This window comes from Aquimarina addita (assembly GCF_039539305.1).
GTDB classification, from domain to species: Bacteria; Bacteroidota; Bacteroidia; order Flavobacteriales; family Flavobacteriaceae; genus Aquimarina; species Aquimarina addita.
Map to the genome: position 1 here is coordinate 165,182 of NZ_BAABCW010000006.1, position 24,221 is coordinate 189,402.

The following is a 24,221-nucleotide window of genomic DNA, read 5'->3' on the forward strand; positions in this document are numbered from 1 at the left end:
AATTAACCCAATAAGGTCTTTAAGAGTCTTTGCATTATAAGCAATAGTAGTAGTTTTCTCTAAAAAGTTAAATTATTGTTAAGGTATTTAATACAGATGTCTTTCGACGAAATAAAATACATAGTTTACACAGATATACATTTGGATTGCAGATTTCAGTAGATGTATTTGACAAGAAGTTTAGTATACAGAAAAGTTACAATTTATGAGAAAAATTATCTATTTAATCACCTGGACAATTATAACTTCTTGTACTATGGTTAACAGTACAAATCATTCAGAACAAAAAGAATCTACTGCTATACCTATTTTACAAAAAACTAAAAAAACCATGGGACTTTCATTAGAACAAAAAGAAGAAATTAATACGGCGTTACGTGCTCTTCTAAAAAGAAAAAATGCTGATGCGTATGTAATTATAAATATTTTATCCTCAGATAACTATATCCAGTTTGCATTAGATAAAAACAGTGAATTATTTTTTGACTTTCCTACAATTCAATTGAATACCTTACAAATAAACAAAGCTAAAAAAGCATTATTACCATATGATGTACAGTTTGAAGTTGTTAAGTCAAATGATCCAAATAAAAAAGAGGTAATTAGAGAATTCAGTGTATTTAATAAAAACTTGAAAACTGATGTAAAAACTGCCATAATTATGACAGAAAAAGTGATTACAGAAGTATTCGATTTAAGACAAAATATTCCTTTACAAATAGACGAAAATTAAAAGCACCTTTTTTAAACATCTCAATATCAGAAAATTTATGCAAAAAGAAATTTTAGATAGAATTAAGTTATTAGGAGGAAATATAGATGCTGTAACAGGTAAATCATTTTCAGAAGACATACTATCCATTACTTTTGATACTGTACTTTATAAGAAACCTACGGACACTCCATGGGCAAAAGCTGAAGATGAAGAACCTATATATGGTATTGGAGATTTTATAGAGAAACACTTAGCTACATATAAAGAAAATTCTCAAGCATTATATGATAAAATTATTGATAAGTATTACCGCTTAACTAAAGAAGGGTTTGGGCAGATGTTTTGGGTAGCAACATTATTTACTCTATTTAAAGAAGGTACAGATGATTTTATTGATCAGGAGGAGGTTGACTTAAAAGAATCTTTTGAATTTTAGTCTGTAAAAAAAAATCAAAAAATGAACTTACATTAGCTACAGTTATTTTACTTTTCGAAAACAAATAGCTATTAATTAAATAAAAGATCCCATAAGGGTTTTCGCATATGATAAGAATATTATATCAAAAATTACAATACAAGATCAGATATATTATATGGATGCTATTCATACCATACTCTATATATTCACAAGAAATTAAAACTCCAGCTATTCATATAATAGAACCTACAATTGATCCTGACCTGAAAATCGGTTCAGGTCGCGAATGCGATTATCGTGATAATATTGGTTTTATAATCAATAAAGAATATGTTATCTACCAAGACTGCAATAATCACACTATTTTTTATCCGGATATAGCCTCTTTTCGCACTTATAATAGATATGGAGAAAATATGTTTGCTGTAGATAAAGATGCAGTTTACTTTATGGGAACCAAAATTAAAACTGATACTACTGACTTACAAGTACTAAGAGGAAGTTACTATGGAGATAGTAATGATCACATTTGGAAAACAAAAGATGCCGTCTATAAAAACACGGAGAAAATCGAAGTAACTGATGTAGCCTCCTTTGAACAAATAGGCTCTTACAATAGTAATTATTTTAAAGATAGTTTTTTTGTTTATTATATTGACAAAAAAATTGAAGTAGCCGATGTTGCAACCATAGAAACTGCTAATCTTAGTAAAAACTTCGCTTTTGACAAAAATAACTCATATCTCAATGGAGAAATCATTAAGTATGAAAATGAAAAAATAATCCCCGTTAATAATACGTTATATAAAACTACTACTCATGTATTAACAAAAAGCGATGATGAATTTACCGTTATTGAAAATATCGATGCTCCAAGTTTAAAAAGCTTATCCTCCTATTATGCAATAGACAAAAACAATGCATACTATATGAATTATGCATTACCGCTAACATCAGATCAGCTACAGAACCTAAAAGTATGGGAAATAGGAATTAATTCCTTTTTTTCTGATGGAGAATATCTGTATTACGAAAAAGGAACTCTTCAAAAAGATCTTGATGTAAAAACTTTTGAGCGTCTGGAAAATACAGAAGAAATTTGTGAATTATATTTTGATAAAAACGGAATCTATTATGGAGAATATGATTTTGATACCATGGAAGTCATACATCAAAAGATTCCTTTCCTTTATAACACTCCCATAAGTCAAAAAGACATCATTAAAACTGAATACCGCTGGTATGTACTTTATAAAAATCAATTGTATCATACATGGGATAAAACTATTACTCTTAACTTAACAAAGGAGCAAATACAACTAGCTAAAGAACATAAGCTTTCTCCGCAGTTGTTACCAATAGACCAAGGGTTTGGCGATGGAGTTTATAAAATCAAAAATAAAATATATTGGGATCAGACGGTAACAGCTGCAGATGCTACAACTTTTAGTCCTCTTATTGAGGGTAGTTTTAAAGATGCTAATCACGTTTATATCATTGATAAAATAAAAGGATTCTCCAGCATAAAAGGAATTGATAGCCATACCATAGAAGAATTTCATGGTTTTATAAAAGATACCAACTATCTATATACAGCGAATAGAAAAATCATCAAAAGCAAGGATATAGAATTATTAGGAATTTTTACTGGAAATAAAGAATATAGTAGTCAGTCCAACAATCCATCTTCTGATTTTTATTTGTTTAAAAATGTAGAGGGATACTGGTTAGTAAAAAAACTAGTAAGTGAAATTATAATCCGACGTTTAGGAGATACACTGGATACTGACTGGAAAACGGAACTCCTTGATTTTAAACTTAAATGATTAATAAAATCCTTATAAAGTTATACTAAATGATCAAATATATTGTATGGATACTCTTAGTACCAATTACTATAATTTCACAAGAAATTATAACTCCTGTTATCAAGATAGTAGAGCCTACTATGGATAGCCTCATGAAGGTAACTTCACTCAGTGAATGTAAGTATTGTGATTCTCCGTTTTTTATTCTCAACAAAACATCGGTAATCTATCAAGACTGTAATAATCGCACTGTTTTTTATCCAGATATACCTTCTTTTCGTAGTTTTTCTACTGACAATAAAATTAGAATACCATTTGCCTTAGATAAAGAAGCAATATATTTTAGAGGTGTAAAAATCAAAACGGACACTACTGGCTTTCAAATAATAGGAGAAAAGTATCATAGAGGAGGTAATGATTTTTTATGGAAAACAAAAAACGCCGTTTATAAGAATACTAAAAAAATAAAGGTGGCTCATGTAAAAACTTTTCAAGCTACTGGGGCATTTTGGGATGACTATTTTAGAGATGACTTTTTTGTTTATTACTTTGATAAAAAAATAGAAGGCTCTGATGGCATAACTGTTCATACACCTATAAAAAACTTTACTTTTGATAAAAATAACTCATATCTAAAAGGAGAAATTATAACTTATGAAAATAAAAGAATTACACCTGTTAATAATACATTTTACAAAACTTCCACACACGTATTAACAAGAAGAAATAATGATTTTATCTTATATAAAAATGCTGATGCTGCAACCTTAAAGAGTTTATCAAAGTCTTATGCTATAGACAAAAATCACGTGTATTACCTGGATACTGTTCTGCCAGTAAAACGTGAATACTTAAAAAATATAAAAATCTGGGAAAAGACAAACGACGCCTTTTTGTCTGATGGACAACATATCTATTATAAAGATGGAAACATACAAAATGAATTAGATGCAACAACTTTTGGAATGTTCGCGAACTCTGACAATTATTACTTTGATAAAAACGGAGTATACTATAGAAAATGGGATAAGGAAATAGCTGATGTTATCCATAAAAAAATACCTTTTCATTATAAAAATACCGTCCATCTAGAAAACACAATTATACCAGAAAAAACCAGCTATATCATTTATGAAAACCAAGTCTATGACTTCTCTAAAGAAATTTTATATCTTAACCTAACTAATGAACAAATACAACTGGCTAAAGAAAATAAACTCTATGGTCATATAGCACCTATAGAAAAAAAATACTCTAATGGAGTAACCCTGATGGCAAATATAATATACTGGAAACAAAGAAAAACCATTGCTGATGCCTCTACCTTTAGTCCAATCGGACGTAATTATAAGGATCTTAATCATGTATACATGATCGATCAAACAAAAGGGTTTAGTATAATAGAAGGAATAGATAGTAATACAATTGAAAATTTTAATGGTTTTACAAAAGATGCTAATTATCTATATCTTGATCATAGAAAAATTATTAAAAGTAAGGATATAGAGCTGCTAGGCACTTTTACAGGATATAGAGGTCAATGTAGTATTGATAACACCCCTTACTCGGATTATTATTTATTTAAAAATGTAGAAGGATACTGGTTAGTAAGAAGAGTATATAATGAAATTACAATCAGAAATCTTGGAAATACATTAGGAGAAAACTGGAATACAGAACTGTCTAATACTATTATTAAATAATTCGCAACGCATGAAAAACCTACTTGTAATTACTGGCATACTCATTTCATTTATTTGCAGTTGGTCACTTAGTAAAGCTTATTATCAAAGTAAAAGTGAAGAAGAATCAGCCATAGTAATACAAGAATTAACTGAGAAATATCAAAAAATGAAAGTTATTGATAGCCTGAAAATAGTAGCATCAATAGAGAAACCACAAATAGGTATAACTTGTATAAAGAATGAAGACGGTTCCTTAAATAAATCTGAAAAGGAGTTCCTGGATAAAGTAAAGAAATACTATTCTGATATAGAGGTTCCTATCAGTGTATCCCGAAAATTTATATACGAAAATGATGAGTATCATTTAGAACAGGTAGCATTTAATTATAGCGAAGATGATAATGGTTTATATTTTGGAACGTATCCATATTATAATGTTGAAATCAAGAAAGATACACAAACGTATGAATTAGTGTATAGTAACTCTGCAGGAAGAGCATTAACTTCATTTGGTACAATCACCTATAATTCAATGACCGAAGAGGTCATTAGAGTAGATTACAATTTTGGTACTGGTGCAGGAACTTCTGCCATCTATGTAAATGGAATACAACAGTATGAAAAATCAGAACAATTTGATACTATCTATTAATGTTTAACAATAGAAGGATTGAAAAAAACAACGACTATAGCATTAACAATTGTATTCCTCATTTTTACTAAATTTTGGGTGGGATTATATGAACACGATGAATTTTTCTCAACTCATATTTTTATCAAACATAGACCAATTTGGAAAACCTATTTCTATTCTCCTCGAGGAATGAGCGATCGAAAGCTACTCGACATGCCAGAAAATATGCAGGTTGAACAACAGTTATTTGATGAGTTTATTCTTAATGATAAATGAGTAAAATATAAGTTAGAACTACTTTTATTTGAAAGAAAACATATAAGAACCGTCTAAATTCTATTTACAGAAAATTATGGATACTGTTTAATATTTTGTTCTATCAGAGATCCTACCTTTCTTGTTATACTGTTTCCAGACTCCTACTTTCTTACCTTTTTCATACATACCTTCTTCTTTAAGTTTACCATTTTCATAAAAGGCTTTCCACAGGCCTATTCTTCCTCTAAATTGTTCTTTATAAGTGTGAATATACTTTCCTGTCTGTTTTATATTACCCGTATTATAGAAATAGGTAATTGTTTGCTCCATTTTATCTTCGTAAGCAACTCCCTCATACTTTTTTTCAACTACAGTTGTATCATCATAATATTTATATTCTTCAAAAGGTCCTCTTTTATTTCCAGAAACATACGTTTTTTTATCTCTTAGCCTATGGTAGTAATCGTAGTATTTCCAGATTCCTTCTTCTTTATCATTTTTATAAACACCTTCAACCTCTGTATGACCATCTCTATCAAAACGTTGATATGGCCCTTCTTTTACATTGTACGACTTGTAATTATATTTCCTTTTTGTTTGAAGCTCCCTTAACTCACCATTGTCCCAGAAATCTTTTGTTATAGTAGTTTCAAAATAAGATTCATTCTCATTTAAAGGATTCTTTTTTTTATGATCCTGTATAATGATTGAAGATAATTTTCCTCCTTGTTTATTATAGTAATAATCTATTCTTTTTGATGGAAAACAACATCCTCCAGAATACATATGATCGTGTAAAATCAAACCATTTTTCTTAAATTCTTTCCAATTACCAATTTTATCTCCGTTTTTTCGCTGTCCAATCGTTTTTAGTTGTCCGTTTTGGTAATATTCTTCATAAGGTCCATCTGCAATCTCTTCTTTAAAATTTGTCAAAGATTTCAATTGACCATTAATATAAAATGTCTTTTCAAATCCAGTAGAAGTTTTTTTATCATATTCGATAATAGATGATACTTTTTTTGAATTTTCAAAAAACTCTTTATTGACATACAATCCTTCTTTCTGCTCAGAATAATCAGTTTTTTCTACCAGTATACCCTTGCTATCAAAAATTTGCCAAACACCAATCTTTCTTCCCTGATTATATGTTCCCGATTTAATAAGTATTTTACTCCCATCCATTTTTCCAAGAGTTAATACCTTTTTTTTATCCTGTAAGTATTGTTTAAAATCACCAGTTAGCTTTTGATTTTCATCATAAGTACCTTCCTCTAATACATAAAATGTATCCTTAAACCCTTCTGGTGTATATTTATAAGGACCATTTTTTTTATCATTTTTATAAGTGTATTCATAAAATAGTAATCCATCCTCATCAAGCTTAATATGCTTACCGTTTTTTAAACCTTTTTTATAATTTACAGATTCAATTAGGATTCCTTCAGTATTAAAAAATTCTTGTAATCCCTCTAGGGTATCATTACGCATTCGGACAATTTTTTCAACTATCGTATCATTATATCTGTACTTTTTTTCAATAATATCGCCATTATCAGTTTTTTGTATACTGATTTCTATATTATGCACCACTCCATTCTCTATAGTACTAGTTTTCTTTAGCTTACCAGTTTCTAAATCGAATACGTTTAATGTACCCTGACCATCTTTTAGTGTACCATGATCTATTTTATTACCATGTATGTCATAAAAAGATAATACATTATCTACTTTACCTTTTATATATTTGACAGACCTGTGTAATTGTCCATTATAAAAAAAGGCTTTTTCTACTCCATCATTATTGCCTTTTGTATTGTTCCCGGAATGAGATATTTTTCCATTTGCATGATAATATGTATACGCTCCCTCTTCTCTATCATCCTGATAGTTAATAGTTCCTGCCAGAGTACCTTCTTTATTAAAAAATGACCACGCTCCATATTTATCTCTAGAAAGACTCGCTCCAAAGAATCTAGCTTTATTTACTCCGATAAAATTTCCTTTTGCTTGTATATTACCATTTTCGTAATAGTAGATTACTTCGCCTATTTCTTCATTTCCTTTAGTTAAAAGTGTGTCTTTAGTATAAATCATTTTTTGTGTTAGCACATCATTTTCATCATAAAAACTTTTGATAGTTGCGGTACCATAAGTAGCATGCTTACTCTCTTCACTGGTAGTTCGCTGCGCATTCATCAAAGTAATACCAACTATAGTTACTAAAAATGTGAATAAGCTATTTTTAATTTTGATTTCTAAATATGACATTATTATTATCTTTTATTCTATATACCAACAAATTAGTATAAATACTGAAAATTGATACTTCTTATTTTGAAGTATAATTGCTACTATAGTATATGTCTTAACGGAACAATATGTTACTTTTTCCTGATAACTTTTAGTATGAAAAATTTTCTAAATGAACTATCTTGACCTAAGAGTTTACAAGGTATCAAAATAAAACCGCTTCAATTTAAGAATCAGTAAACAAGACTACTTCATCCTGATTTTATACCTACACTCGAAACAAATCTCTAAGGGGTTCTATTGATTAAAAAAATCAGGTTTAAAATCATAGTAGAAGAATTTAACTTCCTTATTCTTTAAAAACTTCTGAGTTCGCAATAAAAGCTTTTATAAATTGTTGTAAACCGGAAGAAGAAACAGCATCTACGTTATTAAGAATAAAAGCTTTATCATTTTCGATCTCACTATAGTACATCAAAATTTTAGGAGCTCCATATTGTACACTCAATCGGATCATACGTAGCTCTATATTATTAGGTGCAGAAATGATAGCTTTATCTATTAATTTTCTTCCTTCTTTAAACAATGACAGTTTTTTCCAGACCCCGTCAGCAAAAGAAGCTTTTAATGCAGTAGCACATCCATAATATCCAAGTACAACAGGATCTTGTTGATCTGATTCTTTAGTAAGCTCATAAAAACGATCTGTATTTTCTTTAGACTCGTGTGCATGCTTATACAGATCTCTAATTTGATTCATATCAGCAGAATTGATTATCATAAAAAATAATCCAATAAAAAGGCTCATCAATTTCATATCAATTTATATTTATAATTGAGCAAATATCAATGTAACTTTTAAGGCAATAACATCTCCAAAGGTAAAAATGCTCTGTATCTTTATCCCCTCTTCTGTATCCTTAAATCGATTTGTAATTACTAAATCAGGTGTTTTTTCAGGATTAATAACAGCCAGAAATTTTACATTTGAAGCTTTTTTCATGAATAATGCATGCCCTACTCTATCCTCTGTCAATTCTTTAATAATTTGTAACATACATACACCAGGCGTTACCGGGTTATCAGGAAAATGACCCTTAAATATGTGAGAATCTGGATTTAGAGTGATCTCAACAGTTTGTACTTCATCTGTTATCTCATTTTTATGTATTGTATATAAATCAGCTATCAGCATAATATTTTAATTCTTTAATCGATTCAATAGTATTGCTAATTTTATGCCTTGATGTGTAATTGTTACTTTTTCTGCCACCTTCGCTTCAGAAATAGCTTCGAACTGTATTTCAAACTTCTCTTTTACTTTTGAAGTATGCATAATCTTTTGTAATAAAGTATCCGACTTTCTATAAAAATAAAAATTACTTCTTTTTTCAACTTGATTTTTTAAGACATAAAAATGATCATTGGTATAACCTTCTTCCGGAGTGTCTTCTTCTTTTATTAATAACGATAAGTCCTGTAGCAATATATCCAAAATCATCTTTTTATTCAGTTCTGGAGCAATAGAATGAATAATATGTCCGCCATCGATAAATTCAATATTAAAAAATGTACTACCAAACTGGGATGTACATACAATACGATGTTGTTTTTCTCCTAACTTTTTAACAACAAAAATACCACTTATCCTATTACCGTATATCTCAATTGTTGCTTTATAAACATAATCCATATCCATATTAGAAAAATATGGATTATGGATAGTATCAGATGATAAAGCTATTGTATCAAAATTCTTAACTGTGGCCACCTTACATCCGTAAAACAGAAGTAGCGTTATACTAATGAGCAAATATCGCATCAGGAATTGTATTATTTATATCTATATTATCAAATTTGATTAATGTATAATCCCCAGAAGATTCTACTAACAGTACTTTTTCTACTAAAAATGTCTGTATATTAAAATTTAGAATAATTTCTGTAAACAATGTACTTAATGTCTTATCTATTGGTTTCATCGTCGCTACATAAAAGCCATCCAATTTATAAAACTCTGTAAGAAACTGAGGGTCATCTAACATATTACCACTTACACTCTTTACTATCAGATCATTTAAATTTCTGAAAATTTTATTTGATGTTAAATTTATATCACTCTTTTTTCCAGCATCATTGATATACAAACTTTTATTTTTAAAGATAACACTATATTCATAGGGCTTCGTGTAAGACCATTTAATAATATTTGGTGATTTAAAATATAAATCCCCACTACTCTTAATATCATTAGAAAGGAAATCAATATGTTTTAATTGAATAAAAGTACTGGTGATCGTTTTAAGTTCCTGAGCGCGTTTATGAACTTCTTTCTTCAATATCTCAACCTCTGATATTGTCATTTTATCCTCTTGCGCCTTACCTGTACTAAACACAATTAAAAATAAAAATAAGAGATACTTACTCATAAGCTTGAATTGAAAATAGTTCATCAATCATAACGGTTGTAACGTTATTCTGTTGTAAAAATAGCAACAATTGTTCCAATACAGCTGCTGTAATTTTTTTTGTGTCGTGAAGCAGAATGACATCACCATTTTTTAAGTTGCTTGTTATTTTTTTGAAGATTACAGACTCAGAAGGAATGGTGGTATCAAAAGATCTTCTATTCCAACCGATTACTTTGTGTTTTGTAATCTTAAGCGCTTTTGCTACAGTAGGGTTTGTTATTCCATAAGGTGGTCTGAATAAAAGAGTAGACTTACCAGAGAATTCTTTAATGATTTGATCAGTCTTTCTTATCTCGTTTACAAATCGATTCACTCCATAAAGATCAATATACTTACTATGACCGTAAGTATGATTACCAACCAAATGTCCTTTCTCTATGATTTGTTTAAATATTTCCGGGTGTTCTTTAATTTGTTTTCCAATACAAAAAAAGGTTCCTTTTGCGTGGTAACGTTCTAATATTTTTAAAATTTCTACTGTATGTTCGTTGGGACCATCATCAAACGTTAATGCTACTGCTTTATTACTTATATGCGGGTTATTACTATAACTCCGTATAAAGTATTGTGCTTTCATAACTAAAACTCCATAACCTGTGATCATCACCCACAATAGCGAAAGGAATATCCCACTCCAAAAAGGAAAAAAACCAAAAAGATAACCTAACAGGAAACTTATCCCTAAGCATAAAAAAATGATATTGATGGCAGTACGCTTTAACATTTCTGTAATAAAACTATACTATGATCCTTACCCAAATACTGATTATATAATAGAATATTAATGTGTTTCTTAGCTTTTATTTGATTTACTTTAAGAACCGATGGTACTTTATTCAATGTAAATATTTTACTTGCCAGCCAGAAACCAAAACCAGAAGCAACAGGGTATTCGCCAATTAAATGTTTATAACATAACTGCTCCATATCAGAAAATATAGACGTTTGTAATGACGTATAATAATGATCAAAATTGATATCACCATTATTACCCAGAATAACAGTATCAATATCTTGTAATGTCATCCCTTGCCTAATAATAAAAGTCTCTATTTGTTCTTGTATTATGTCTGGAGTTGCTTTACTTATAGTATGAATATCTATAATTTTAGCAAGGCTTTTTTCCGTTTTCTTAGAACCTAAAACCATAAAAGTAGCACCTTCACTACTCACAGAACCAATAGTTTTTGTGTTTAAAAGATTCATTACATCCACAGCATCAGTATCCTTTATCTGCTCATCATACGTATGCAGAACAATAGAATTCTTTGCCACCTCATCAATACCTCCCACTAAGATATGTTTTGAAGGTTCTTCAGAAAGTATTAACTGAGCATCCATGGCTGCAAGTTCAAAAGATACTGATCCTTGTACATAAGTTATATTATAAGCTTTACAACCTAGCCCTAATGCTATCTGACCCCCTACTGTATTATGTGTCGACTGAATAAAGGGTGTAGGGGTTAAAAATTCTTCATCATTATGTAGAATATTTTCTAAAAAGCGTTCAGAATCTTGTTTACACCCCATTCCTGTCCCCGTAATTATAGCATCTGGTATACTGGTTGCGGATGCTTCTAATGCCATTGTAGCGGCTGTGACACCCATTTTTACTGCTTTTGACATTCTCCTCATCGTTGCAGGAGATATATACTGCTTATAATCAGGATCTTTTGCTTTAAAAATAGGCTGGTGATAAGAAATAATTTCTTCAAGAAAAGATGTGGGATTGGTCGTAGGTTGCGCAGAAATGCTAGCGATACCGTTAATAAAACAAGGATCCATCATCTGGTAAATATTAAGGTGGAACAATTACCTCCAAAACCAAAAGAGTTAGATAGTACTGTCTTAATTTTTTTTGATAATAGTTGTGTTTCAGGAACTAATGAAAATTCCGTCATGGGTTCTTTAAAATTAAGATTAGGGAATATTAAATTTTCACGTAGTGATAATAGAGAACATATTGCTTCAATCGCACCTGCTGCTGCCAATGTGTGTCCTGTAAATCCTTTAGTAGAACTAAAAATTGGTGTCTGCTGATGATCTCCAAAAATTCTTGTCATTGCAATTCCTTCTGACAAATCATTATTAGGAGTTGCAGTACCGTGCGCATTGATATAATCAATATCTGTGGGATTCATATTAGCAACTTTAAGCGCGTTACTCATCGCAAGATATGCTCCTTCTCCATCAGAAGAAGACGCTGTCTGGTGAAAAGCATCATTTGCATTAGCCCAACCTACAACACGTCCTAACACCTTCTTTTTTTCCTTTGCTACGATATCATCATGCTCCAGTACAAGATAAGCTCCTCCTTCTCCCAGATTTAAACCTTTACGATTCTTGTCAAAAGGTGTACACATTTCATTAGACAAAATCATCAATGTCCCAAACCCATTGATCGTAAATTTTGATAATGCATCTGTTCCTCCCACAATTACACGATCCAGTTTACCTGCTTTAATCATTCTTGCCCCCAGCATAATTGCATTAGCGGCAGACGAGCACGCAGTACTAATAGTAGAGACATAACCATTACAACCTAAGTAATCAGAAATAGATTGTGTGGTAAAACCCGCATGTTGTGCTTGTATGAAACGTATATTATCTCCGTTTTTTTTATAGGTAAGGTAATACTTTTCTGTAGTATCCATGCCACCTACACTAGTCCCGGAAATAAAACCAGTTCTATAAGTATTAGCATTTGTAATCCCTGCATTGTTAATCGCTTCCTTTGCTGCAATAGCACCAATTAATGCGGTTCTGCTAAAACTATGAGTAGCTTTTAATCCCAGTTCATAGGCTAAGTCCTTATTTGATCTTTTTATCTCACCCACCATAATCTCATCCTTATGACGGGTTTCTAATAGTTCGACTCTGGAAATACCATGAGATACCGATTGCAAAGCATCAAAATTTTCGTCTACCGTATTTCCGATAGATGATATGATTCCTATGCCGGTAATGGCAATTCCTTTATGCATATTATTTTGTGCGATTTTTAATAATATAATCTGACATCACCGTAATAGATTCAAAAATAGCTTTACCTTCTTTTGGATCTTTTAACTTAATCCCATAATCTTTTTCAAGCATTACAATAAGCTCTAGTGCATCAATAGAATCCAATCCTAATCCTGATCCAAACAATGGATCATTATCTCCTATTTCGCCAATTTCGATATCTTCAAGGCTTAATTGAGTAATTAATTTCTCTTTTAGTTCTTCTTTTAATTCGGGCATACTACTTATTGATTGTATATTTTATGTAATGAAGATTGTGTTAATTTTTTCTTTCCTTTCTTAGCTATTAAAGCCAAAAATACATCATATTTATCAGTATCCAAATCTACCCAACCACAAATGACCTGACTCGCTTTTTTAGTGCTAAGAAGTATATTTGCATACTTTGTATGAAAAGATGCATCAAAATAATCTGTAACAAAAAAAGCGTTCTCGCTTTTTAAATGATGTCGAATACTAATTTCTCCCATCACAATATTAGGGAGCGTATATACAAATACTGACGGAGAAGGATAAAAATTAGCACGGTCATTAATCGATTCCTGATAGCTTCTATCCGTATCCAGACTTGATGCTTTATTTGACATTACTAATGCAGTATCCTGATGTATATCTTTCCTGTCTGTTAATAACAATTCTGATGCCAAAAATCCCAGCTTACATAATGAATCCATTTTATGAAATTTAGAATATTTCAAATTCATAAACGCGTATAGTCCTTTAGCAAAATCTTTTGCTGTATCAGCATCAGAATCTTTATAATAAAGAGTACCATTTTTACAAACAGTACCTTCTCTGATTGTGCACCAACCCGATATATAATATGTTTCTTTTATCAAATTGTAACTTTTTCTAATACTAATGCTACATTACATCCTCCAAAACCAGAAGCTGTTTTTAAAATAGTTCGTATTTCTTGTTTTCTATGTACCCTTACAATATCTATGGATGGAGAAACGCCTAGTTCTTCAAACCCATAAGAAGCAAATAATTCATTATTGAGAAGACAATGCTTTGCTATTATACTTTCTATTAATGCAGATGCTCCCAGCGTATGTCCATAATACCCTTTCAGACTTGTTACAGGTGTATGCTGTAACTCCGCTCTATTAAACGCAATTGCCTCCATCTCATCATTAAACATGGTAGCAGTGCCGTGTGCATTGATATGATCAATCTGCTTACTTTTGCATCCCGCTTCTTTCAACGCACGTTGAATACTAATATATAATCCTTCTCCTGTACGTGAGGGTCCAGAAATATGATTGGCATCATTTGCAGACGCATCTCCGCTAATAATTATAGCTTCCTTACCATTAGCAGTATTGATAGTAGATCGTGAACTTATCCAAACAGCTGCGGCAGCTTCGCCAAGGCTAATTCCGGTTCTATTTTTACAAAAAGGTTTACAGGGAACTTTACTTATTGCCTGAAAGGAGAAAAAACCGGATAGTGTGAATTCTGACAATATATCTCCGCCAATAACTACCATATCATCTACTTCTCCTGATTGAATCATTCGCTTACCGACTGCAAGTGCTAACCCTCCGGATATACAAGCATTAGAAAGAATTATAGGTTTAGTTTTTAAGCTAAAATGATGTTGGATTGTTTTGGCAATACTGTCTAAATATTCTTTTCTATTTTGATCCTTCAAAGCATCTATATTTCCCTTAGTTGTAGAAATAATGATTCCGCACTTCATCATATTTAAGTATGGATTTTCTTCTATCAATTTAATGACCGATAGAATCATCATTTTTTCTAATCTGGTGTAAGATTGTTTGATAGGAACCACACTCCATGCTTCTTCTAATTTTTCTGTGTGAATCTGTGCTCCATAGAATGGTTCAGACCATAGCCGGGCATCATTAATCTCTTTAATACCTGTAGTCTCGAGACGTAGATTTTGTATATTTTCCTCTGTAGAAAAACCAAGAGGTGAGATAATCGCATCAGAAATCATATATACTTTTCTCATATCAACCCTACCCGATGTTTCCAATCCATAAAAAATTGAGGAATCGTCAGTGACATCACCCCATTATCATCAATAAATACCTGCACTGTTTCTCCTACACAAACTAATTCTTTTTTTTGGTTATATACTTTATATCTAAAAATTATCTTTGCTGCCGGACTATCTACATAAATAGTTTCTACTGTAGCAATATCCCCATAAGTAAGCGGCAATTTATGTTGGCAACCAGAACTGACTATTGGTGTTACATACCCATTTGCTTTTACATCTAAATATGAAATCCCTTCATTACGACCAAATGCTTCACGTCCTTCCTCAAAATACGTTATATATATACCGTGCCAGACGACATTCAGCGGATCACAGTCATTAAACCGTACCCGTACTTCGTGTGTATGTTTTATATCGGTCTCTACTTCTTTCAACCGTTTTTTTCTTTTCATAATCTACTGTAACAAGTATGATAGTACTAATAAAATATCCAATAAACAAAACTAATGATCCTGTATTTTATCTTTATGCATTTGTAACTACAGTTTTCATTTGTGAAGAAGCAATGATAGTCCCATTTGTATCTTTTACCACTATATCGATCAGCGTAACATGCATTACTTCTGCAATGATCTTGGCGGTTGTTATTAATGTAGTTCCTATTTTTGGTAACATATAGATGGTTGCATGTTTAATCGCTCCTATAAAACCAATTTTGGGTGTGGTATTGGCTCCTTCGTTTTGATACCCCTGATATCCTCTATATAAAGCAGTACTTTGTGCCATATGCTCCAGTAAACCTGCTTCAGAAAAATTATCGCCATCAGTCAGAATGTTATCCGTAGTAATTTCTAATCCCGAAGTAAGAGTGTCTGTATCAAAATATAACAATCGATCCACCATCACAAAAGGATCTTTCTGAGGTATTAATCGTTTGATAAATTCTTTATCCAGTATCGCTTGTTCTAATCGATTACTCATACATCTAAATGAAATAAAAATAGCAAATTAAACTCAGTTGTCTCATATGTAACTCGCCCTATAATATTTAAAAAAAGGTTTTTTACCCCTATCATTTAATATAACACTGTAAATGAGATTACTAAACCTATATTAATGAAGAAAATCTCAATACCTCTCTACGAATCCTTAGAAAAATCATCCCAATAATCATAAAAATTAAACCATTGCAAAGGATATTTACGTACCATCATTTCCATACTTTTACAATATTCACTCACGATATGGGCAGGTTGAACCGGTAATTCCTCTAATACTGGTTTCAGCGCATATAGGTCATATCGCTTACCTTTTCCTTTCATAATAAACATAAAAAGAATCGGTTTTTTTCTTCTGGCTGCTAATTTATAAGGTCCAAGAGGAAATTTTACTTTTTCACCAAAAAAGTTATGTTCCAGTGATTGGATTCCTTCTACATATCTGTCTGCTGCGAATATGAGTATTTCATTATTAGAAAGTGCTGCATTCATTTCAAAAATATGAGACATGTCTTCTTTCAAAACAATAAATTTCATGTATGTATTGGAAGATACTGCTCCTACAAACTCTTTAATCTGATCGTGTTCCTGATCTGTCACTACCATATTCACTTTTATATCAAGATTACTAAATTCATCAAAAAAGTAACGAGCAATATTAAAACTTCCTATATGACCACTAAAAATAATACCTCCTTCTCCTTTTTCTAAAAAGGGTCGTATTTTTTCTCTTCCGTCATGTGTAAATGTAAACTTATCTTTTAATCCAAAAGAAATAGCCATTCTATCGATCAGAGTTTGACCAAACACAAAATAATTACGGTACACATTAATAAGAGCTAAAGAAACTGACTGTTTTAGTCTTTTTCTAAAAAAATAATAACTTGTTTTTGTGGTTGAAAAGGAGAACACAATAAAGTAAGCTGCAACAAAATATAAAATAAAATAGGCGGCATTCAATCCTATATTCTTAATAAAGAAAATGAATATTTTATATCCTAAAGGTGTTCCTTTAGACTTACCTTCCCATTGGGTCATTAATCGTGTTTAAATATTTACCTTACGTTCTATGAGGTCATAAAAATCCTGAAAACTCTCTACACCAATAAAATCATCTCCTATTAATTTAACACCAAAAGTAGCCTCTATGGCAACTACGAGATCGACATAATCCAGACTATCCAGATCTAAAGTATCTTTTAAGCTGGCATCAACCACAATGTCTTCTGGCTCCACCTCAAATTCTTCTATCAAAAAATGATCTACTTTTTTGACAATTACACTTGTTTCCATCATCTTTTACGTAGTTTTCCTAATGCTAAATCTTTTTAATTACGATTGCAGAATTTGTACCGCCAAATCCAAAAGAATTTGATAAAAATACATCAATTTTTTCATCTACCGTTTCTTTTACCAAATTTAACTTAGCCGAATCCTCATCAGGAACGTCTAAGTTAATATTAGGTGCTATAAATGAATTATTTAACATAATAAGAGAATACACAATCTCACTAGCTCCTGCCATCCAGCATTCATGACCCGTCATGGATTTAGTAGAACTTACATATGGATTCGAGTTTCTAAAAACTTCGTGAATTGCCTTTGCCTCGTTTCTGTCACCGATAGGAGTTGAAGTTGCATGTGCATTAACATAATCAATATCCCCAGGTGATATATTAGCTTGTTCTACAGCTCTTTTCATAGCTCTTGCTGGTCCTTCCTGATTAGGTGTTGAAATATGTTCTCCATTTGATGAAAAACCATATCCAATCACTTCACCTAATATCGTAGCTCCTCTTTTTACTGCACTTTCATAAGATTCCATAAATAAGGCGGCACCTCCTCCACTAGGGACCAATCCATCTCTTTTAGCATCAAACGGTTTAGAGGCTTCTACCGGATTATCTTCATTTACCGAAAAGACACCCAGCCCATCAAAACTTCCAAAAGCATACTTGTTAATCTCCTGAGCCCCACCGCACAACACATAATCCTGCAAGCCTTGCTTGATTAATAAATATCCCATCCCTATAGAATGTGACCCACTAGCGCAAGCAGCACTTATGGTAAAATTAATCCCTTTTAGTTTAAAAACGGTGGATAAATTCATAGTCACTGTAGAGTTCATGGATTTAAATACGCCACCAGAGCCTACTAATGTAGTATCCTTCTTTTCTCTTATTTTATCAATTGCAGACATTACAGATGCTGCTGTGCTATCATTACCAAATAATACCCCTATTTCTTTCGTATCCAAAAATTCCTGATCTACTCCAGCCTGATTAAATGCTTGTGTAGATGCTATATATGCATACTCAGACTCTGCTCCAAAACTAACACGCTGTCTTCTGCTCAATTCTTTTTTTAAATCCGGTTTAGGCACGGTACCAGTCAATGCCGACCTGTATCCAAACTCTTTTCTAGCGGGGTCGTATACAATTCCTGATTTTCCCTGATACAATGATTCTTTAACTTCTTCTACATTGACGCCAATACAAGAATAAATTCCCATCCCAGTAATTACAACTCTACGCATATATTATTATGAATAAATACCTCCGTTAATATTAATTACTTCACCTGTGATATATGAAGATTTTTTAGAAGATAGAAAAGTCACTAAATCTGCTACTTCTTCTGCTTCTCCAAAACGATTGGCAGGAATCATTTTCTTTAGTTCTTTCTCCTCCATATCTGCAGTCATATCTGTTTTTATAAAACCTGGTGCAACTGCATTCACCGTTATTTTTCTTTTAGCAACTTCCTGAGCCAATGCTTTTGTCGCAGCTACGAGTGCACCTTTTGCGGCAGAATAATTAACCTGACCAGGTGTTCCCTTAACACCTGATACAGAAACAATATTAATTATACGTCCATATCGATTGGTCAGCATTTTTTGAATTAAATGATTTGTTATATTATAAAAACCATCCAAGCTCACTTTTAATACAGCACTCCAATCTTCTGGTTTCATCCACATAAATAACCCATCTTTAGTTATACCAGCATTATTGACAATCACTTCAATAATATCATTAGGGTGCTTACCTGTCCAAGTATCTAATACCGAATGTGCTACTTCCTGATCCTCTACACCAAATTTTAATAATTCACACTGCCCTCCAGCTTCCTCAATAATCTTCTTAGTTTCCATGGCTGCCTCATCATTAGCTGAATAATTGACAAGTACAGGATACTTTAATTCTGTAGCCAATTTTATGGCTATTGCTCTTCCTATTCCTCTGGATCCACCAGTAACTAGGGCGTATTTCATCTAAACTCTTTAATTTAATATTATGTACTGCGACTGTTAAGCAGCAATTACTATTCCAAATTAATACATAATTAACAATATCGAAAAAATATCAACAACTTTAACTACTGACAGGATCTAATCTATTAAAAAACTAATAAACTTCATTATTTTTCAAGAAGTCTTTCACCTTTTGTACAAAAGGATAGGTGATATAATCTTTAGTAAATGGCGGAACTATTTTTTTGATTTCTGTAACTATTTCCTGAGTTTTGACTGATAATTTATCATCAAAATCCAGATATTCTAATGCCTGTACAATTGTCATTAATTCTATAGCTAAAACTTCAAAGGTGTTTTCAATAACGGTTTTAGTCATATTTGCTGCATTCGTACCCATACTAACAATATCCTGATTATCATTGTTGTTTGGAATACTATGAACATACATAGAATTAGATAACATTTGATTTTCTGCTGTCGTGGAAACCGCTGTAAACTGAATGCCTTGCATTCCAAAATTAAGTCCTAATTTTCCTAGATTAACAAATGGAGGTAGTATCTCATTTAACTTTGAATTCAACAGATAATTTAACTGTCTTTCTGCTAACATGGATAATTTAGTAACCACTAACTTTAATTTATCCATTTCCAAAGAAACATAATCACCATGAAAATTACCTCCATGATATACATGCTTTGTTTCTACATCAATAATAGGGTTGTCATTAGCAGAGTTCAGTTCTTCTATTAAAATTTTCCCTACATTTCGGATGGTATCAAATACAGGCCCCAGAATCTGAGGCACACATCGCAATGAATAGTATTCTTGTACTTTTTCTTTAAAATAAGTATCTCCGTTTTGATCTGAATACAGATACTCATTACGATCTCGTGTAAGTTTACTGTCTGCTAAATGATTTCTCATTTTTTTTGCAATTTCCTGTTGTCCTACATGGAGTTTACTATGATTTAATTCTTGAGACAAATGGTCATCGTACGCAGCTACAATTTCATTAATTGCAGAGGAACAACAGATAGACCAGTCCAATAATTTTTGTGCATTAATTACATTTATAATTCCTATTCCTGTCATCGCAGAAGTACCATTCATAATTGCCAAGCCTTCTCTTAACTTTATTTTTATCGGTTGCAGATCTAATTCTTTAAAAACATCGGCTGTATTCCTTTTTTCTTCTTTATAGAATACCTCTCCTTCTCCAAGTAATACTAAAGCTAAATGTGCCAATTGCACCAGATCTCCACTAGCGCCTACACCTCCGTGTTCAAAGATAAGGGGTGTTACTTTTTTATTGATTAACTCTTGTATACCAGTAATAACAGATCTATGTACTCCCGATTTACCTAACGACAGTGTGTTCAATCTTGCCAGCATCAGTGCTTTTACATACGCTGGCTCCATAGGTTTGCCCACTCCAGATGCGTGACTTCTAATCAGGTTCAATTGAAGTTGGATCCTATCTTCATCTGCAATTTTATATTGAGCCATAGGACCAAAACCAGTATTGACCCCATAAATCACTTTATTTTCTGAAAATTGAGATAAAAAGGTATGGCTTTCATCAATTCTTTCAAAAACAGATCTATCTATTTGTACTTTTTCATTATTAAAAATAACACTAAGAAAATCTTTTATCTCTAATCTTTCTTTTGATATCAGCATTAGGTAGCAAGTAATTTTTTTCTATATATTGTAAAAATAAAACTTTAGAATTTATTTTTATCAAGGTCAAATGTAGTGTATTTAATATACCTTTAAAATTATATGAAAAAAGAAAATGTAGATGTATTGGTTATTGGAGCAGGTCCATCAGGAAGTGTTACGGCTGCATACCTAAACAAACACGGGATCAATGTAAAAGTTGTTGAAAAAACTAAATTTCCTCGTTTTCAGATTGGAGAAAGTCTAATTCCCAGATGCATGGATAATTTTAAAGAAGCTGGTTTACTAGAATGTCTGATGCAACAGGGATATCAGAAAAAGAAGGGAGCTCGATTTATTAAAAATAATGTACACGGAAATTTTGATTTTAGTAAGAAACATGGAGATGGTTGGGATTGGACCTGGCAGGTTCCTAGAGCTCATTTTGACAAAACATTAATTGATGAAGTGATCAGACAAGGTGTATCTGTAAATTTTGAAACCGAAGTAACAAAAGTTGTTTTTAATGGTTCCAACTCAGTAACAACAGTGAGACAAGCAAATGGTACAGAGCAAGAGATTTATGCTAAATTCATTATTGATTCCAGCGGTTTCGGGCGGGTTATTGCCAGACAACTTGGATTAGAAGCTCCTCCAAAGATTGCAAAACATGGTTCCATTTTTACACACGTAAAAGATATACGACGACCACAAGGAAATGAGGGTACTAGAATTACTTTTGAAATTATAGAGACCAACGTCTGGTTTTGGTACATCCCATTTTCTGATGGCACAACAAGTATTGGTTTTGTAGGTCCTATGCAATGGATACATCAGTTTAAAGGAAATCATACAGAAGTACTTCAACAAATGATGAAAACTTCGCCTTATTATAATACACAATTTGAAGATCTCCCCTATTTATTCGAACCCCATAAAGTAGAGAATATATCTAAAAATGTAACAAAAATATATGGAGATGGTTTTGTACTCACTGGTAATAGCGCTGAGTTTCTTGACCCTGTATTTTCATCTGGTGTTTCATTTGCCACAGAAAGCGGTTTACTTGCGGCAAAATTAGTAATTAAACAACTACACAATGAAGAAGTAGATTGGCAGTCTGATTTTGTTGATTATATGAAAGAGGGTGTTCATGTTTTTGCAACTTATGTAAAAGAATGGTATACAGGAAATTTACAGAAGATCATGTTACATGACAAACCCAACAAAGTCTTTAAAGAACAAATATGTGCTGTATTAGCCGGATATGTATGGGATAAAACGAACCCTTTTGTTCGTAAACACAAACATATTATCAGAAATGTAGCAAAAATGATTGAAATGGAGGAAAATATGTTGAAATAAAATTTTATTCTTCAACAGAAACCTTTAACAATAAGTTACTTTTTTTACCATCATAGGCTTCAAAGATCATATCTTTTTTAGAAGGAGTCCCTACTTTAGTAACTTCCAGCAAATCAAGACGTGCATTTCTAATATCACTACCTGTGAGAATTGGCTCTTTTATCACTTCGCCAGTAGCATCATCAATCGTGTATGATGTCAGATATAAAAACTCTTTTTTACCATCAAAATACCGTGTTGGATTTTCATTAAAAGATCGTTTCAGATTAGTAAAATCATCTATATAAAACAGGTAATGCTTATTATTTCTCTTAAAATTATAATATGACAAACTACTTTTACCTCTGGTAGCAATTTGATGTTTAGGTAATTTATGAAACCAGGCTATGGTACCATCTTCTGTCAACTTAGATGCAATAATATCTCTGTAAAAATAAGTATATGTAGTCCTGGATCCAGAGGAACTAGAGGTGGTAAAAGATTCAACATATCGCTGTTCTCCTAATAATACCATACTCCCATCAGCTGTATATACTATATCATTTACTTTTAAGTCTTCAAAATTCTTTTTATCCTTAGCTTTTTGTGTTCCTTCATTAACACGTTCTTCTCTTTCGAGTGCATATTGCTGTACCTTTTCTGAAGGAAAATCATTTTTAATTATTGATTTAACTATACCTGTAGTATCTAATCTGGCAGAAAAGATGCCAGAAGCCTCTGTTTTATCAGCATTATCTACATAAAAACCAGACACCCTTATTTTACCATTTTTATCTAAACCAATTACAGCATCCAGAACCGATTTACCCGGTATATCGATTGTACTTTTAGTAATATCCTTTGGATTTTCCATAATTTTAAAGACCTCTGTTCTAAATGAATCTTTTAGTTTGTCTTTATCATTAGAATCTTTACCAAAAATCGAAGCTGTCATATAAAAGTTTCCTTCATTATCGATAGTAAAATCTTCATTTTCTATCTGTGCTGTTGGATATGGTAATCTTACTTTTCTCTGCCATATGGGAGTTAATGATGCATCATATACGCTAATCCCTATTTCATCAGATTTATCGTTTGCTGTTTTCACTCTAAATAATACTAATAATTTAGTTTCATCAAATGATTTTTTGAAAACAAATTGATTAATTCTTCCTCCGGCATCAAAACCGTATGTACTTTTAAAACCGCAATCTCTGGCAACATTATCTCTATCACTACCTACAAGTATGGGTTTCTCTGCAATACTACCTGTTAGAGAAATATTTTGTGCGAATGCTCTATCTTTTGAAGTATAAAACACTACCGCCTTATTTCCCATTTTCATAACTGTCTGAAACTCTCCTTTATCCTCTATAATCTGCCTTCTTTTGATATCTTCCTTTAAATCATCTAAAGTAAACCTCTGGATCGTCATATCCGTTCTTCCTTTCTTTATAGAAACCATTCTGTTTCCTGAAGCTATATTATAAGTATTATAACTTTTAATTCTTTTATATTTTTCTCCCATCTCAAAAGTAAAATCTTCTGACAAAACAGGTTTTTGAGCGTATATAGATACACTTGTAATAAATACTATGAATAAAAGAATGTTGTTTTTCATTTTCTGAAATTTTATTGGAATATACAATATTATCATAAAATCAAGCAACACAAATATAGCATTCTTGATGAAAACCTTAATTCTTAGGTATATTTTTAATATTC

26 protein-coding genes are annotated in these 24,221 nt (G+C 31.7%); 7 read left to right on the forward strand and 19 right to left on the reverse strand.

Translation table 11 applies throughout. The features are described 5' to 3' along the window. Nucleotides 1-205 precede the first annotated feature (205 nt). From ABD816_RS09610 to ABD816_RS09635, 6 genes are all read left to right on the forward strand, one after another. Nucleotides 206-733, forward strand: a complete 528-nt coding sequence (locus tag ABD816_RS09610) for a hypothetical protein (protein WP_344926818.1) — start codon at nt 206-208, stop codon at nt 731-733. A gap of 37 nt (nt 734-770) precedes the next feature. Continuing rightward, the gene (locus tag ABD816_RS09615) at nt 771-1,151 is read left to right on the forward strand and encodes a hypothetical protein (RefSeq protein WP_344926820.1); all 381 of its coding nucleotides are present in this window, start codon (nt 771-773) and stop codon (nt 1,149-1,151) included. Between the two features lie 107 nt (nt 1,152-1,258). Continuing rightward, nucleotides 1,259-2,959, forward strand: a complete 1,701-nt coding sequence (locus tag ABD816_RS09620) for a DKNYY domain-containing protein (RefSeq protein WP_344926822.1) — start codon at nt 1,259-1,261, stop codon at nt 2,957-2,959. 29 nt (nt 2,960-2,988) lie between these two features. Then, the gene (locus ABD816_RS09625) at nt 2,989-4,644 is read left to right on the forward strand and encodes a DKNYY domain-containing protein (RefSeq protein ID WP_344926824.1); all 1,656 of its coding nucleotides are present in this window, start codon (nt 2,989-2,991) and stop codon (nt 4,642-4,644) included. A 10-nt stretch (nt 4,645-4,654) separates the two neighbouring features. Continuing rightward, nucleotides 4,655-5,278 carry a hypothetical protein gene (locus ABD816_RS09630; protein ID WP_344926826.1) on the forward strand — a complete coding sequence of 208 codons (624 nt, stop codon included), beginning with the start codon at nt 4,655-4,657 and terminating at the stop codon, nt 5,276-5,278. Nucleotides 5,279-5,296: 18 nt separating this feature from the next. After that, the gene (locus ABD816_RS09635; protein ID WP_344926828.1) at nt 5,297-5,536 is read left to right on the forward strand and encodes a hypothetical protein; all 240 of its coding nucleotides are present in this window, start codon (nt 5,297-5,299) and stop codon (nt 5,534-5,536) included. An 87-nt stretch (nt 5,537-5,623) separates the two neighbouring features. On the opposite strand, the gene ABD816_RS09640 is transcribed toward ABD816_RS09635, so the two are convergent. The 18 genes from ABD816_RS09640 to flxA form a co-directional block, all read right to left on the reverse strand. Further along, entirely contained in the window at nt 5,624-7,789 is a 2,166-nt protein-coding gene (locus ABD816_RS09640) for a toxin-antitoxin system YwqK family antitoxin (RefSeq protein WP_344926830.1), read from the reverse strand. 331 nt (nt 7,790-8,120) lie between these two features. Beyond that, on the reverse strand, nt 8,121-8,588 hold the full coding sequence (locus tag ABD816_RS09645; protein WP_344926832.1) for a hypothetical protein: 468 nt from the start codon (nt 8,586-8,588) through the stop codon (nt 8,121-8,123). A gap of 12 nt (nt 8,589-8,600) precedes the next feature. Then, nucleotides 8,601-8,966, reverse strand: coding sequence for an ApeI family dehydratase (locus ABD816_RS09650; RefSeq protein WP_344926834.1), 366 nt, complete (start codon nt 8,964-8,966; stop codon nt 8,601-8,603). A gap of 6 nt (nt 8,967-8,972) precedes the next feature. After that, nucleotides 8,973-9,593 (reverse strand): flexirubin biosynthesis protein LolB2, encoded by a 621-nt coding sequence (gene lolB2, locus ABD816_RS09655; RefSeq protein ID WP_344926835.1) that lies wholly within the window; start codon nt 9,591-9,593, stop codon nt 8,973-8,975. Then, a complete protein-coding gene (gene lolA2, locus ABD816_RS09660) occupies nt 9,574-10,200 on the reverse strand; it encodes a flexirubin biosynthesis/transport protein LolA2 (RefSeq protein ID WP_344926837.1) in 627 nt (208 codons plus the stop codon). Before lolA2 ends, lolB2 begins: the two co-directional genes overlap by 20 nt. After that, nucleotides 10,193-10,966 carry a polysaccharide deacetylase family protein gene (locus ABD816_RS09665; RefSeq protein WP_344926839.1) on the reverse strand — a complete coding sequence of 258 codons (774 nt, stop codon included), beginning with the start codon at nt 10,964-10,966 and terminating at the stop codon, nt 10,193-10,195. The genes lolA2 and ABD816_RS09665 overlap by 8 nt, the downstream gene beginning before the upstream one ends. Further along, nucleotides 10,960-12,030 carry a beta-ketoacyl synthase chain length factor gene (locus ABD816_RS09670; protein WP_344926841.1) on the reverse strand — a complete coding sequence of 357 codons (1,071 nt, stop codon included), beginning with the start codon at nt 12,028-12,030 and terminating at the stop codon, nt 10,960-10,962. The genes ABD816_RS09665 and ABD816_RS09670 overlap by 7 nt, the downstream gene beginning before the upstream one ends. Next, nucleotides 12,027-13,226 (reverse strand): beta-ketoacyl-[acyl-carrier-protein] synthase family protein, encoded by a 1,200-nt coding sequence (locus ABD816_RS09675; protein WP_344926843.1) that lies wholly within the window; start codon nt 13,224-13,226, stop codon nt 12,027-12,029. The genes ABD816_RS09670 and ABD816_RS09675 overlap by 4 nt, the downstream gene beginning before the upstream one ends. Nucleotide 13,227: 1 nt before the next feature. Beyond that, complete coding sequence (locus tag ABD816_RS09680) at nt 13,228-13,485, reverse strand: phosphopantetheine-binding protein (protein ID WP_344926845.1); 258 nt, start codon at nt 13,483-13,485, stop codon at nt 13,228-13,230. A 5-nt stretch (nt 13,486-13,490) separates the two neighbouring features. Further along, the gene (locus ABD816_RS09685) at nt 13,491-14,105 is read right to left on the reverse strand and encodes a 3-oxoacyl-ACP synthase (protein WP_344926847.1); all 615 of its coding nucleotides are present in this window, start codon (nt 14,103-14,105) and stop codon (nt 13,491-13,493) included. Beyond that, nucleotides 14,102-15,247, reverse strand: coding sequence for a beta-ketoacyl synthase N-terminal-like domain-containing protein (locus ABD816_RS09690; protein ID WP_344926849.1), 1,146 nt, complete (start codon nt 15,245-15,247; stop codon nt 14,102-14,104). Before ABD816_RS09690 ends, ABD816_RS09685 begins: the two co-directional genes overlap by 4 nt. After that, nucleotides 15,244-15,690 carry an acyl-CoA thioesterase gene (locus ABD816_RS09695; RefSeq protein ID WP_344926851.1) on the reverse strand — a complete coding sequence of 149 codons (447 nt, stop codon included), beginning with the start codon at nt 15,688-15,690 and terminating at the stop codon, nt 15,244-15,246. The genes ABD816_RS09690 and ABD816_RS09695 overlap by 4 nt, the downstream gene beginning before the upstream one ends. A gap of 73 nt (nt 15,691-15,763) precedes the next feature. Continuing rightward, nucleotides 15,764-16,219: a hotdog family protein gene (locus ABD816_RS09700; protein WP_344926853.1), complete on the reverse strand. Its 456-nt coding sequence runs from the start codon at nt 16,217-16,219 to the stop codon at nt 15,764-15,766. A gap of 158 nt (nt 16,220-16,377) precedes the next feature. Further along, on the reverse strand, nt 16,378-17,274 hold the full coding sequence (locus ABD816_RS09705; protein WP_344926855.1) for a lysophospholipid acyltransferase family protein: 897 nt from the start codon (nt 17,272-17,274) through the stop codon (nt 16,378-16,380). A 9-nt stretch (nt 17,275-17,283) separates the two neighbouring features. Then, on the reverse strand, nt 17,284-17,529 hold the full coding sequence (locus ABD816_RS09710) for a phosphopantetheine-binding protein (protein WP_344926997.1): 246 nt from the start codon (nt 17,527-17,529) through the stop codon (nt 17,284-17,286). Between the two features lie 25 nt (nt 17,530-17,554). After that, nucleotides 17,555-18,772, reverse strand: coding sequence for a beta-ketoacyl-[acyl-carrier-protein] synthase family protein (locus ABD816_RS09715; RefSeq protein WP_344926857.1), 1,218 nt, complete (start codon nt 18,770-18,772; stop codon nt 17,555-17,557). Nucleotides 18,773-18,778: 6 nt separating this feature from the next. After that, nucleotides 18,779-19,510 (reverse strand): flexirubin biosynthesis SDR family reductase FlxB, encoded by a 732-nt coding sequence (gene flxB / locus ABD816_RS09720; protein WP_344926859.1) that lies wholly within the window; start codon nt 19,508-19,510, stop codon nt 18,779-18,781. 133 nt (nt 19,511-19,643) lie between these two features. After that, nucleotides 19,644-21,173 (reverse strand): flexirubin biosynthesis tyrosine ammonia-lyase FlxA, encoded by a 1,530-nt coding sequence (flxA, locus tag ABD816_RS09725; RefSeq protein WP_344926861.1) that lies wholly within the window; start codon nt 21,171-21,173, stop codon nt 19,644-19,646. A 102-nt stretch (nt 21,174-21,275) separates the two neighbouring features. Between flxA and ABD816_RS09730 the strand changes: the two genes are divergently transcribed. Beyond that, entirely contained in the window at nt 21,276-22,517 is a 1,242-nt protein-coding gene (locus ABD816_RS09730) for an NAD(P)/FAD-dependent oxidoreductase (protein ID WP_344926863.1), read from the forward strand. 4 nt (nt 22,518-22,521) lie between these two features. Here the strand turns inward: ABD816_RS09730 and ABD816_RS09735 are convergent, their stop codons facing one another. Further along, nucleotides 22,522-24,117, reverse strand: a complete 1,596-nt coding sequence (locus ABD816_RS09735) for a hypothetical protein (RefSeq protein WP_344926865.1) — start codon at nt 24,115-24,117, stop codon at nt 22,522-22,524. Between the last annotated feature and the right edge of the window lie 104 nt (nt 24,118-24,221).